Annotated in this window: 14 protein-coding genes; 10 read left to right on the top strand and 4 right to left on the bottom strand. The window is 72.1% G+C overall.

Annotated features, from left to right (window positions below; all coding sequences use genetic code 11):
• The first annotated feature begins 68 nt into the window (after positions 1–68).
• Positions 69–263: a hypothetical protein gene (locus tag RKD23_RS17625; protein ID WP_424854526.1), complete on the top strand. Its 195-nt coding sequence runs from the start codon at positions 69–71 to the stop codon at positions 261–263.
• 89 nt (positions 264–352) lie between these two features.
• The gene (locus RKD23_RS17620; RefSeq protein ID WP_424854525.1) at positions 353–643 is read left to right on the top strand and encodes a hypothetical protein; all 291 of its coding nucleotides are present in this window, start codon (positions 353–355) and stop codon (positions 641–643) included.
• A gap of 3 nt (positions 644–646) precedes the next feature.
• On the opposite strand, the gene RKD23_RS17615 is transcribed toward RKD23_RS17620, so the two are convergent.
• The 3 genes from RKD23_RS17615 to RKD23_RS17605 form a co-directional block, all read right to left on the bottom strand.
• Positions 647–1,297 (bottom strand): hypothetical protein, encoded by a 651-nt coding sequence (locus tag RKD23_RS17615; protein WP_404037624.1) that lies wholly within the window; start codon positions 1,295–1,297, stop codon positions 647–649.
• 149 nt (positions 1,298–1,446) lie between these two features.
• The gene (locus RKD23_RS17610) at positions 1,447–2,148 is read right to left on the bottom strand and encodes a GntR family transcriptional regulator (protein WP_424854524.1); all 702 of its coding nucleotides are present in this window, start codon (positions 2,146–2,148) and stop codon (positions 1,447–1,449) included.
• 103 nt (positions 2,149–2,251) lie between these two features.
• Positions 2,252–3,613, bottom strand: coding sequence for an aspartate aminotransferase family protein (locus RKD23_RS17605; protein ID WP_424854523.1), 1,362 nt, complete (start codon positions 3,611–3,613; stop codon positions 2,252–2,254).
• A gap of 166 nt (positions 3,614–3,779) precedes the next feature.
• Between RKD23_RS17605 and RKD23_RS17600 the strand changes: the two genes are divergently transcribed.
• The 8 genes from RKD23_RS17600 to RKD23_RS17565 all read left to right on the top strand — a co-directional run bounded on the left by RKD23_RS17600 (position 3,780) and on the right by RKD23_RS17565 (position 11,020).
• A complete protein-coding gene (locus RKD23_RS17600) occupies positions 3,780–4,403 on the top strand; it encodes a DJ-1/PfpI family protein (protein WP_424854522.1) in 624 nt (207 codons plus the stop codon).
• A complete protein-coding gene (locus tag RKD23_RS17595) occupies positions 4,400–4,858 on the top strand; it encodes a MarR family winged helix-turn-helix transcriptional regulator (protein WP_424854521.1) in 459 nt (152 codons plus the stop codon). The genes RKD23_RS17600 and RKD23_RS17595 overlap by 4 nt, the downstream gene beginning before the upstream one ends.
• A 77-nt stretch (positions 4,859–4,935) precedes the next feature.
• The gene (locus tag RKD23_RS17590; protein WP_424854520.1) at positions 4,936–6,786 is read left to right on the top strand and encodes a serine/threonine-protein kinase; all 1,851 of its coding nucleotides are present in this window, start codon (positions 4,936–4,938) and stop codon (positions 6,784–6,786) included.
• Positions 6,787–7,233: 447 nt separating this feature from the next.
• Complete coding sequence (locus RKD23_RS17585; RefSeq protein WP_424854519.1) at positions 7,234–7,554, top strand: hypothetical protein; 321 nt, start codon at positions 7,234–7,236, stop codon at positions 7,552–7,554.
• An 80-nt stretch (positions 7,555–7,634) separates the two neighbouring features.
• Positions 7,635–8,141 (top strand): septum formation family protein, encoded by a 507-nt coding sequence (locus RKD23_RS17580; protein WP_424854518.1) that lies wholly within the window; start codon positions 7,635–7,637, stop codon positions 8,139–8,141.
• Complete coding sequence (locus RKD23_RS17575; protein WP_424854517.1) at positions 8,138–9,139, top strand: ATP-binding cassette domain-containing protein; 1,002 nt, start codon at positions 8,138–8,140, stop codon at positions 9,137–9,139. The genes RKD23_RS17580 and RKD23_RS17575 overlap by 4 nt, the downstream gene beginning before the upstream one ends.
• The gene (locus RKD23_RS17570; RefSeq protein WP_424854516.1) at positions 9,129–10,073 is read left to right on the top strand and encodes a hypothetical protein; all 945 of its coding nucleotides are present in this window, start codon (positions 9,129–9,131) and stop codon (positions 10,071–10,073) included. The genes RKD23_RS17575 and RKD23_RS17570 overlap by 11 nt, the downstream gene beginning before the upstream one ends.
• Positions 10,073–11,020: a hypothetical protein gene (locus RKD23_RS17565; protein ID WP_424854515.1), complete on the top strand. Its 948-nt coding sequence runs from the start codon at positions 10,073–10,075 to the stop codon at positions 11,018–11,020. The genes RKD23_RS17570 and RKD23_RS17565 overlap by 1 nt, the downstream gene beginning before the upstream one ends.
• Positions 11,021–11,038: 18 nt before the next feature.
• Here RKD23_RS17565 and RKD23_RS17560 read toward each other — a convergent pair whose 3' ends face one another.
• Positions 11,039–11,791, bottom strand: coding sequence for an SLATT domain-containing protein (locus tag RKD23_RS17560; RefSeq protein WP_424858265.1), 753 nt, complete (start codon positions 11,789–11,791; stop codon positions 11,039–11,041).
• Positions 11,792–11,797 lie beyond the last annotated feature (6 nt).

The following is an 11,797-nucleotide window of genomic DNA, read 5'->3' as shown; positions in this document are numbered from 1 at the left end:
AATCGCGTCCCGAAAAAAAACGGGCGCCTCCGGCAGCGGAGGCGCCCGTTCGGCGTTGGAATCGAAGTATGACCCAACGCGGGGTGCGGTGCAGTGGACCGTACGGCGGTGAGGTCGACGAGACCGAGTGCGGCGAGCCGGCCCGTTTCGAGGTGCTCCGCTACCGGCGCGGGCCCCTGCATCTGTGCCCCGTCCATCTGGGTCCGGGGCTGCTGCTGGCCAGTGGGGTGCTGTGGCCCCCCGACATCCGTCTCATCGGATGAGCCGCTCCTCGGGGGGAGCGACAGGCGAACCGGACATACCGGGCCTAGGCTGAAATGGTAGGTGCGTCGGCCGGGAGAAGGTGAATGCGATGCGTCTGCTCGTCAAGGCGAACGTGGACACAGAGCGCAGCAACGAGGTGACACGCAGCGGCAAGATGCCGGAGCTCATCAAGTCCACCCTGGAGCGGGTCAAGCCCGAAGCGGTCTACTTCGGGCCGATGGACGGGCACCGGACGATGCTGATGGTCGTCGATCTGGCCGACAGTTCGCAGATACCGCCGACTCTCGACGCGCTGTTCACCGAACTCAACGCCTACATCGAGGTCACGCCGGTCATGAACCTCGAGGAGCTGCAGAAGGGCCTCTCCGAGCTCAAGTGACCGTCAGCTGAACACGATCATCGAGCCCTGCGCCAGACTCCGCGTGGCCGCCGCGTGCAGCCCCAGCCACACATGCCGCTCGCGCGCGAACGGGCTTGCGTCGTAGGGCGCGGGTACGGCCGGCTCCTCCAAGTCGGTGGGCCAGGGCGGGGGTTCGGGCGCGGCCGGCGGGTTGGCCGGGTCGATGCCGATGGCCGGGGCGATCAGCTCCAGCTCGCGCAGCAGGGCATGGGAGGAGCCCAACGGGCCGCCGCCGGCCAGCATCTCGTCGTCGGAGAGCGGATGGGGGAAGTCGACGGGGACGTACGCGCCCGCGTGGTCGTAGTGCCACACCAGGTGCGACTGCTGGGCCGTCGTCTCGAACATCTCCAGCAACTGCTCGTAGTCGCCGCCGAGTTCGTCCACCGGCGTCACCGGCAGCCCGCACATCTGCAGCAGGTACACGCGGCGCAGGAAGTGCAGCGCGTCGTAGTCGAAGCCGGCCACCGGGCCGACCTCGCCGGACAGCCCTGGCATGTACTGGTACACCGGCACCGGCGGGAGCCCGGCCTCGGCGAGCACCCGGTCGTATTGCGCGAGTTCCTCGGCGAACGGGTTGTCCGGGGTGTGGCACAACACGTCGACGAGAGGTACCAGCCACAGGTCACAGGCCAAAGGAGGCTCCTCGCAGGGGTCGGGGCGGCGCTCGGCAACACAGCGGTCAGGGCAGCGTAATCGGTGCGGTGCACGGATGGTTCCCCGCATGCACCGGCTCAGTCCGGCTCTGTCCGGCTCGGCTCAGTCAGCGAGGACCCCGGCGGCCCTCACTCCACGGCCAGTTTCTCGATCAGGGCCAGCGCGTGCGCGTTGTACGCGGCCACGATCGCGCGCGCGGTGTCGGTGTCGCGCCGGGCGAGGGCGTCGACCAGTTCGGTGTGCTCTGCCCACAGCCGACCGCGCAGGTCGGGCAGCCGGCGCAGCCGCTGCACCGCGCAGACCCAGGACTGCACGCGCAGCCGGTGCAGGAAGTCGGAGAGGTAGACGTTGCCGTAGAGGGAGCTCAACTCCCGCCAGAAGCGCAGGTCGTAGCCGATCAGCACGGTGAGGTCACCGGCGGTCGCGGCCCGCTGGGCCTCCTCGCCGCGGCGCCGCACTCCGGCGAGGGCGGCGGCGGTGCGCGGGTCGTCGGGGTCGCGGAAGCCCTGGTGGCCCTTGCCGAGGGCGTGGAACATGCCGTCGGTGACGAGGGTGCGGGCCTCGACGAGCCCGCGGAAGTCGGCGACCGAGTACTCCCGGACCTTGAAGCCCCGGTGCTGGTCGGCCTCCAGCAGGCCCTGCGCGGTCAGGTCGACCAGCGCCTCGCGCACCGGGGTCGCGGAGACGCCGTACTGGTCGGCGATCTCCTTGACCGTGAAGGCCTGTCCCGGCTGCAGCCGCCCCGCCAGCACCTCGTCCCGAAGGGCGTCCGCGATCTGCTGCCGCAGGGTGCTGCGCGTCACGGCCCCGTTGCCGCTGCTGCCGGGCATGGTTCGGACTGTCTCCCTCGTGACATGGAAAGTGGCGTGCGCGTGTCCGTACAGGAGTACGTCCACGAGCACGCCACCTTACGCGTTACGGGCGAAAAGAGACTCAGCCCTGCTCGGTGTGCTCGTCGGCCACGCTCAGCGCGGCGTCGAGCACGGCGAGGCCCTCCTTCAGCTCGGCCTCGGTGACGTTGCACGGCGGCACGACATGGGTGCGGTTCATGTTCACGAACGGCCACACCCCGCCGGCCTTCATGGCGGCGGTGAACGCGGCCATCGGGGCGTTGGCCTCACCGGCCGCGTTGTACGGCACCAGAGGCTCGCGCGTCTCCTGGTTCTTCACCAGCTCGATCGCCCAGAACATGCCGAGGCCGCGGACCTCGCCGACGCTTCTGTGCCGCCCGGCCAGCTCGCGCAGGGCCGGCTCCAGGACCGTCGTACCGAGCTGGGCGGCGTTGTCGACGACGCCCTCCTCGGCCATGACCTGGATCGTCGCGACGGCGGCCGCGCAGGCCAGCGGGTGCCCGGAGTAGGTGAGGCCGCCCGGGTAGGGGCGCTTGCCGAAGGTGTCGGCGATCTCCGCCGAGATGGCGACGCCGCCCAGCGGCACATATCCGCTGTTCACACCCTTGGCGAAGGTCATCAGGTCCGGGACGACGCCGAAGTGGTCGGCGGCGAACCACTCGCCGGTGCGGCCGAAGCCGGCCATGACCTCGTCGAGGACGAGGACGATGCCGTACTTGTCGCAGATCTCGCGGACCCCGGCGAGGTAACCGGGCGGCGGCACCATGATCCCGGCCGTGCCGGGCACGGTCTCCAGGATGATCGCGGCGATGGTCGCGGGCCCCTCGAAGGCGATCGTCGTCTCCAGGTGCTCCAGCGCCCGCGCGCACTCCTGCTCCTCCGTCTCGGCGTAGAAGCGGGAGCGGTAGAGGAAGGGCGCCCAGAAGTGCACGACCCCGGCCGAGCCGCTGTCGTTGGCCCAGCGGCGCGGGTCGCCGGTGATGTTGATGGCCTGCTGGGTGCCGCCGTGGTACGAGCGGTACGCCGAGAGCACCTTGGGGCGGCCCGTGTGCAGCCGGGCCATGCGCACCGCGTGCTCGACGGCGTCGGCGCCGCCGTTGGTGAAGAAGATCTTGTCGAGGTCGCCGGGGGTCCGCTCGGCGATCAGCCGCGCCGCCTCGGACCGCGCCTCGATGGCGAAGGCGGGCGCGAAGGTCGTCATCCGCGCGGCCTGCTCCTGGATGGCGGCGACGACCTTGGGGTGCTGGTAGCCGATGTTCGTGTAGACGAGCCCGCTGGTGAAGTCGAGGTACCGCTTGCCGTCGTAGTCCCAGAAGTACGACCCCTCGGCGCCTGCGACGGCGAGCGGGTCGATGAGTTCCTGCGCTGACCAGGAGTGGAAGACATGCGCGCGGTCCGCGGCCTTCACTGCGGCGCCGGCTTCGGGATGGGGCTGAGGGGTCATGCGGGCGAGCGTAGATGTCCGCGATGCGGAATCGGTATCGGCGTCCTGTCTGTGGACGGGGGCTTTCCACGACAGGTTGTCGAGACGTGCGATGGATTGACAGAAGGCTGTCACAGTGACAGCATGTTGTCATATCGGTTCGAGGTACGGCCCGGAGGAGGACCCCATGAGCACCACCGTCCGCAAGCCCGTCCATCACGCCGTCTACGACACCTACGCCGACTGGGAGACCGGGTACGCCACCGCCCACCTGGCCCGCGCCGGCCACGAGATCCGCACGGTCGGCCCGGCGGCCGGGCGGCCCGTCCGCAGCATCGGCGGACTGCGCGTCACGCCCGACCTCGCCCTGGACGACGTACGACCGCAGGACAGCAGTCTGCTGATCCTTCCGGGCGCCGACCTGTGGGACACCTCGGACGACCTGGCCCCCTTCGCCCGCAAGGCGCGCGAGTTCCTCGACGCCGGCGTGCCCGTCGCCGCGATCTGCGGTGCCACCGCGGGGCTCGCCCGCGAGGGTCTGCTCGACGACCGGGCCCACACCAGCGCGGTGTCCTTCTACCTGGCGGCGACCGGGTACGCGGGCGGCGGGCGCTATGTGGAGGCCGACGCCGTGACCGACACCGACGGACTGCTGATCACGGCCGGCCCGACCGAGCCCGTCGCCTTCGCCCGGGAGATCCTCGGCCTGCTCGGGGTGTACGAGGGTGAGGTGCTGGACGCCTGGTACCGGCTGTTCCACGACTCCGACCCGGAGGCGTACGCGGTGCTGGAGAAGGCGGGGGCGCAGTGAGCCGGGAGCGTCAGGACCTGCTCAGCCGCAGCGCGCTGGGCGTCTTCCGGCTCAACGGGCAGTTCCTCGCGGTCGCCGAGGAACTGGCCCGGCCGGCCGGGCTCACCGCGGCCTGGTGGCAGGTGCTCGGCGCGGTGCTGCGCGAGCCGCTGCCCGTGTCCGGCATCGCACGGGCCATGGGCATCACGCGGCAGAGCGTCCAGCGCATCGCCGACCTGCTGGTCGAGCGGGGGCTCGCCGAGTACCGGCCCAACCCGGCGCACCGCCGCGCCAAGCTGCTCGCGCCGACGGAGGCCGGGCTGGCCGCCGTACGCCGTATCGACCCCGGGCACGCGGCGTTCGCCGACCGGCTGGCGGAGGCGTTCGGGGAGGCGGAGCTGGCGCAGGCCGTCGAGGTGCTGGAGCGGCTGTCGAAGATCCTCGACGAGACCGGACCGGCTGTTACGCAACCGTAGACGCCGCCCGGCTCACACCGCTCGGAGCCGCACTATCGTGGGGCTGTTGTCCAGGTGGTGCCGGGGGAGGGCCTGCGGTGGAGAAGCTCGGGGCGGGGGATCCGCCGCGGATCGGGGCGTACCGGTTGCTGGCCCGGCTGGGCGCGGGCGGCATGGGGCACGTGTATCTCGCGCGGTCCGACCGCGGGCGCACGGTCGCCGTCAAGCTGGTCAGGCGGGAGCTGGCCGCGCAGGAGGAGTTCCGGGAGCGGTTCCGGCAGGAGGTACGCGCCGCGCAGCAGGTCGGCGGCCACTGGACCGCGCCCGTGCTGGACGCCGACACCGAGGCGGACGTGCCGTGGGTGGCGACCGGGTATGTCGCAGGTCCGAGCTTGCAGCAGGTGGTGGGTCATGACCATGGGGCGCTGCCGGAACGGTCGGTCCGCATCCTGGCCGCCGGTCTCGCGCACGCCCTGAAGGACATCCACGCCGCGGGCATCGTCCACCGCGACCTGAAGCCCTCCAACGTGCTCGTCACCATCGACGGGCCACGGGTCATCGACTTCGGCATCGCGCGTGCCCTGGAGACGGTGACCGAGGCGGGGCTGACCCGGACGGGCGCGCTCATCGGCTCACCCGGCTTCATGGCACCCGAGCAGGTCCGCGGCGACCGCATCACCCCCGCCTGCGACGTCTTCTGCCTCGGCTCCGTCCTCGCCTACGCCGCCACCGGCTCCCTGCCCTTCGGCGGCGCCGACAGCGGCGTGCACGCCCTGATGTTCCGCATCGCCCAGGAGGAACCCGACCTCGACGGGGTCCCCGAGGGCATCGCCGACCTCGTCCGCGACTGCCTGAAGAAGGACCCCGGCGCCCGGCCGACCCTCGACGCCATCCTGGAGCGCACCGGCGCGGAGGACACCGTCATGGACGGCCGCTCCCGCGACCCCTGGCTGCCGGGCGCCCTGGTCGCCCAACTGGGGCGGCACGCGGTGGGGTTGCTGGAGGTGGAGGACCCGGAGAGCCCGGAGCCTGCGCGACCCGACACAGGCGCCGGGGCCTCGCACCCGCCTTCGCCCTCGCCCTCGCCCTCGCCCTCGCCGGAGCACGCAGCCGTGGCCGACGCCTCCGGCGCACCTGCGGCCCCGCCGGTGAACCATCTGCCGACGATGGCCGCGGGACCCACACCGCACCCGGCGGGCCCCCCGCCGCACCCGGCGTACGGCACCCCACCGTCGTACGGCCATCCCCAGCAGGGGTACGGCTACCCGCAGCCGGGGGCGGCCCCGTACGGCGGCCAGGGCCAGTTCTACGGAGGCCACCCCCCGGCGTACGGAGGCCGGCCCCCCGCCTACGGCCTCGGCCCGACCCTGTACGGCCCACAGCCCTCGCCACCCCCGCGCCGCAACGGCCGGGCCACCGCGGCTCTGATCGCGGTGGCGCTGGTCGTCGCCCTCGCGGCCGGCGGCTCGGTGTACGCCCTGATGAACGCCGGAGGCGGCGACGACAAGGCGGGCGGAGACGACCGTACGACGTCCCCGGTCACGCACGCCCCCACGACCCCCGACGACGACCCGACCCCCTCACCCCCCGAGGACGGCGTGATCCCGGAGGGCTACGTCGGCACCTGGACCGCGTCGATCGACAACGCCGACGGCAGCAACACCAGGGTCCTGACGATCAGCCAGGGCGACGTGGGCGACCCCGTCCTGTCCCTCGTCGCCGACGGCCCCGCCGGAAGCGGCACCTACCACTGCGTGTTCGAGGCAACCCTCACCCAGGACCCGGGCGACAACGGCCCCCTGGAGATCGGCCCCTCCACCGTCACCACCGGCGAACCGGCCTCCTCCTGCTCCCCGGGCGACCCCACCCGCGTCACCTTGGAACCGGACGGCACACTGCGCCGCGTGAACACGGCGACGGGCGAGGAGCTGACGTACACGCGGCAGTGACACGTGGGCGTCGGATTCGCGTCGATCCCTCAGCCGCTCGCTGCCCCTGTACTCCAGGGGAACTGCAGCTTCCACTTGACGGAGAGCAACGACTTCCGTTTGTTCGCCCTCTCTGGCGGCACCAGCCTGCTGAGACAAAGGCGCAAAACCTTTGGCACCGGTACAGCGCCGTGTGCGGGATATGCCCAATAAAAGGGAAGTATCTCCCCTTCTGTCCCCCCTCATTCGATCTCCCCCATCGGGTGGAGGGCTGGCCGGTAAGCACTCCCGGCCCCCGCGTGTCACTGTCCGAGTTTCCGGTGGGGCCACATCCTGTTTCCCCCGCCCATGAAGCCGGGCTGAAATCCGGTGATGTCCGACGGTGTCCGTTGAAGCCGCCGCATCCCTCTCCATAAGTTGATCGCGCACCAGCAATACAGAACATGTGTGTGAGAAGGGGAGATCGTGATGTTCGGGAACACCACGCGGCGCATCAGCGCCGCGGGCACCGCTGCTGCCGCTCTGGCCGGCGCCGCTCTCGTCGTGGGCGGCACCGCCACCACGGCTCAGGCCGACACCCGCTGCGAGTGGGGCACCATCCGGATCAACGGCAACCCGGGGGCCGAGGCGCCCTCTTACGCCTCGGGGCACAGCCACCGAACGGGCAATCACTACGTCGGCAGAATCACGAACACCGGCGGAAACCTCGTGGTGGACTGGTGGGCCGACAACAACGGCGGCGACGACGGAGACACGTGGGACTCGTTCTACGGGACCCGCATCTGCTGAACCGCTGCCGTCTTCGTGGTCGGGCGGGGCACCTCGTGTCCCGCCCGGGCACGTCCGACTTCGTTGAAGGGCATGAGCGTATGGGCCGTTCCTTACTCTTACGACTGGTCGCCGTTGCCGCCGTGGGGGTCGTGTTCGCCGGGTGTGCCACCATCGAGGGTGGGGTGGACGGTGAGGCGGTGGAGTCGTCGCGGGGGTCGGGGGATCCCATGGCGGGGCTGCCGGAGGGCAGGCCCGTGCGGTACGGCTCGCTCGCGGTGGGAATGTGTTCCAACGACGACGGGGCGGTCGGTGCGGCCGAGCCGGTGGGGGTCGTCGACTGTGCCACTCCGCACCGGTTCGAGATTCTGGCGAAGGTGCGGGTGCCCGGCGGCGCCGATGCGCCCTTCCCCGGACGGAACGCCCTCGTCGACGCGCTGACCAAGGCCTGCGACCCGACGCTCGAGCCGCTCGTGGCGGCCGCGCGGGGCAGCCGTATCGGCATGCAACTGCTGCCGTTCGACGAGAAGTCCTGGGCGGACGGCAACCGCACCGGCTACTGTGCCGTCACCTTCCCGGAGCCGACCGCCGGCAAGGTGCGCAAGTGAACCCGGTCGAGACCGGAGAACCGCTCGCCCGCCTCGACTCACTGGTCAAGCGCTACCGCACCGCGCGCGGCCGTCGCCAGACAGCGCTCGACCGGTTCTCCATGACGGTCCCGGCGCGGGCCGTCGTAGGACTGCTCGGACCCAACGGCTCGGGCAAGACCACGGCGTTGAAGGCGCTCCTCGGGCTCGTCCGGGTCGACTCGGGCACGATCACGGCCTTCGGGCAGCAACTCCCGCGCGACCAGCACCTGGTGGCCCGGCGGGTCGGCGCCCTCATCGAAGGCCCGGCCTTCACCGCGTCCCTCACGGGAGAGCACAACCTCCGGCTGCTGGCCACCCTGCACGGGGTCCCGGACAGTACGGTCGCCGAGGTCCTCGACCTCGTCGGTCTCACGCCCGACGCCCGACGCGCGTACTCCGGCTACTCGCTCGGCATGAAACAGCGCCTCGGCGTCGCCGCCGCCCTGCTGCCGTCCCCCGATCTCCTGGTCCTGGACGAGCCGATGAACGGCCTCGACCCGGAGGCGATCCGTGATCTGCGCCCCCTGCTCACCCATCTGCGGGACGACCGGGGCATGACGGTGCTCGTCTCCTCGCACATCCTGGCCGAGGTGGAGCTCGTCAGCGACCACGTCACCATCGTCCGGCACGGTCGTGTGATCAGCGAGGGCGAGCTGTCCCGTCTGGTGGACGGCACGCCCGACCGGGTCGTCCTCCGGCTGACCGGGCCGCAGTCCCTGAGGGACCGAGCTCGTGCCGTACTCAGCGACCGGGGCATCGGTATCACCGAAGACGCCGACGGACCGGACGAGTTGAGCATCGACACCGGCGAGCGCGCCCCCGCCGTCCTGCGGATCCTCGCCGGGCATGACATCTACCCCGACGAGGTCCACCACCGTTCAGCCTCACTGGAGGACGCCTATATCCGGGCGATCCACGCGGCGGACGAAGGCGCAGCCGCCGTCGCCGAGCGGGACGGCGGCCGGTATGCCCGATGACAACGGTGTGCTGACCTGGCGCCGCCTCCTGCGCGCTGAACTGCGCCGGCTGCTCGCGCCCCGTGCGCTACGGCTGGGCGCGGTCGTCGGCCTCGCCGTCACCGCCGTGTTCGGCCTGTCGAAGCTCGCCCTGCACGACACCGACACCGCCGCCGCCTGGCGGGCCGCCGAGTCCCGGTTCGCCCAGATCCAGGCCGACGCCGCACGCTACGGCCTGCCCATGAACGACGGGGTCGGCCCTCGGCTCTTCTACGACGATCCGCGCTACGTCATGAGCACCCTCTCCTTCGGCGACCTGCGCACGGCGTTCACCGCGCTTGCGGCCGCCGCCGTGCTCTTCGGCATCGTCGCGGGCGGCGCCGACTGGACCTCCCGTGTCGTGCTCACCCTCGCCACCGCCGAGCCACGCCGCACCCGCCTGTTCACCGCGCGGGCCCTGCTCGTCACGGCGCTCTCCACGGCGGCGGCCGCCACCACCGGCGCCCTGCTGGTCCCGCTGCTCCTTCTCGCGGCGTGGCTCAGAGGCAGCACAGAGGGGATGGACGGCGTCTACTGGGCGGCGTTCGGCAGCCTCTACCTGCGCGGCATCCTGCTGTGCGGCCTTCTCGGCCTGCTCGGCTACGCCCTGGCCATGCTGACCCGGCGGGCCGCCACCGCGCTGGGTGCCGTCTTCCTCTACCTGGCGGCCGCGGGGCAGCTCTTCGCCGGGCGCGGCCCCCGGCTCGCCGAGTACGACATGGCCGGTCTCACCTTCGCCGTCCTCAACGAGAAACCCGTGATCCCCATGATCGAGTCCGACTGCATCGCGGGGCCGGGCTGCGAGGCGACCCACGTCGATCTGACCATCGCCGACGGGCTCGCCGGCGTCGCGCTCTACGTGGTTCCGGTCCTCGCCCTGGCCCTGTGGCGTTCCACCCGTACGGACCTGGGCTGATGACACCGCAATTGCCCGTGCCCCCGCCCCTGCGGCGCCTCGCTGCAGCCGAACTCCGGCGTCTGTCGGCCCCCGCCGGGGTCCGGTACGCGTGCTACGCGCTTCCCGCGGCGCTCGTCCTGTACGCGGCCGTCGCCTACCTCACCCATGACACCGACACGGCCGGCGCCTGGCAGGCCGCCGAGAGCGCGCACCGCCGGTACCTCGCGGCCGCCACCGCGCGTGGCATCCCGACCGCCCAGGTCCCACCGCCGGCCACGTTCTTCGACGATCCCCGCTACCTCTTCACCAAGGCCGTGTTCGTGGACCTCAGGGCCGTCCTGTCGGGACTGGCCGTCGCCGCCCTGGTGCTCGGCATCCGCGCCGGCGGCGCCGACTGGTCCTCCCGCGTCCTGCTCACCCTCGCCGCGGCGGAGCCCCGCCGCCCGCGGCTGTTCGCGGTGCGCGGTGCCCTCGTGACGGCCTGCGGCGCGCTGGCCGCGCTCCTCGCGGCCGTCGCTCTGGTGCCGTTGCTGGCAGGGGCCGGGTACGGCCGGGGCAGCCTGGACGGCATCGACGGCACCTTCTGGCGGGTCCTCGCCCTGATCACACTGCGCGGGGCGCTGCTCGTCGGGCTGATCGGCCTGCTGGGGTACTGCCTGGGGATGCTCACCCGGGGCACCGCACTGGCCCTCGGCATCACGCTCGCGTACCTGGTGGCGGCCGAGCGGCTGCTCCAGGACTACGTCCCCTCTCTGACCGAGTTCCACCTCTCCGGCATCACCTTCGCCGTCCTCAACGAGCGGCTCCTGATGAACGTGGACCGCACGCAATGCCTGGGACAGGCCGCGTGCGACGCGATGCAGCAGGGCACCACCGGCACCCAGGCGTTCACCGCCCTCGCCGTCCACCTGCTGCCGCTCGCCGCGGCGGCGTACTGGCGTTTCACTCGCCGCGACCTCGGCTGACATGCGCCGCCGCGTGGCTCACCGCGGCTCCGGCGGCCTCTGCCGCGGCATGTTCGGGCGGGCCGTGCCGCCCGGGGGGAGGGGGAAGCGGCCGTTGAGGGTGCCCGGGTCGGGGGGGCGTACGGCGGTGGGGACGGTGGACTGGATGCCGAGGGGGGCCGAGCCGGTGCGGAACTCGACCATCCAGTCGGCGGTCTCGGCGCGGACCAGCTCGGTGACGTCCTCGCAGAAGCGGCGCAGCACCGCGAGGCAGCGCTCGGCGGCCTCGCCGGCCGTGCCCTCGGTCGGGCCCAGGACCTCCCTGACGCTCTCCGACGCCCAGTCGAACTGGAGGACCTGAAGACGGCGCTGCACGGCCTGCGCGGTGGCGACGTCCCTTATCCAGCCGGAGGTGACGCCGAAGAAGCGGTCGACGGCGACGCAGGCGACGGAGACGAGGAGGGCCAGGTATCCCCAGGGGGCGACGCCGCCCATGACGGCGGTGAGGTCGAGGAGGGGCAGGGCCGCCCCGCCGACCGCGCCGAGGGCCGCACCCGTGCGCAGTGCCCGCGCTCCCCGCCGCTTCCACACCCGGTCGGAGAGGTACCAGGCAGCCGTCTGCAGCGCCCCGTGCTCCACCCACCGGTACAGCTCGTCCAGCCGTTCCGCCGGCTCCGCCCAGTCGCCCTGCGGGAACGCCCGCCCCATCAGATCACCCGGTCGCAGTGCCGCCGCACCGTCGCCCGCCCCGTCCTGCGGCGGCCCCTCGGGCTGCATCTCCGGCTGACCCACCAGGCA

This window comes from Streptomyces sp. SAI-170 (assembly GCF_049739565.1).
Classification (GTDB): Bacteria; Actinomycetota; Actinomycetes; order Streptomycetales; family Streptomycetaceae; genus Streptomyces.
The sequence above is the reverse complement of the archived record's forward strand: the minus strand, read 5'-3'. Positions and strand labels throughout refer to the sequence as shown.

Bases quoted from the DNA above. Each gene is read 5' to 3' on its own strand.
- RKD23_RS17625 (WP_424854526.1), top strand. From the start codon at position 69: ATGACCCAACGCGGGGTGCGGTGCAGTGGACCGTACGGCGGTGAGGTC.
- RKD23_RS17580 (WP_424854518.1), top strand. From the start codon at position 7,635: ATGGGCCGTTCCTTACTCTTACGACTGGTCGCCGTTGCCGCCGTGGGG.
- RKD23_RS17605 (WP_424854523.1), bottom strand. From the start codon at position 3,613: ATGACCCCTCAGCCCCATCCCGAAGCCGGCGCCGCAGTGAAGGCCGCG.
- RKD23_RS17620 (WP_424854525.1), top strand. From the start codon at position 353: ATGCGTCTGCTCGTCAAGGCGAACGTGGACACAGAGCGCAGCAACGAG.
- RKD23_RS17610 (WP_424854524.1), bottom strand. From the start codon at position 2,148: ATGCCCGGCAGCAGCGGCAACGGGGCCGTGACGCGCAGCACCCTGCGG.
- RKD23_RS17570 (WP_424854516.1), top strand. From the start codon at position 9,129: ATGCCCGATGACAACGGTGTGCTGACCTGGCGCCGCCTCCTGCGCGCT.
- RKD23_RS17600 (WP_424854522.1), top strand. From the start codon at position 3,780: ATGAGCACCACCGTCCGCAAGCCCGTCCATCACGCCGTCTACGACACC.
- RKD23_RS17565 (WP_424854515.1), top strand. From the start codon at position 10,073: ATGACACCGCAATTGCCCGTGCCCCCGCCCCTGCGGCGCCTCGCTGCA.
- RKD23_RS17585 (WP_424854519.1), top strand. From the start codon at position 7,234: ATGTTCGGGAACACCACGCGGCGCATCAGCGCCGCGGGCACCGCTGCT.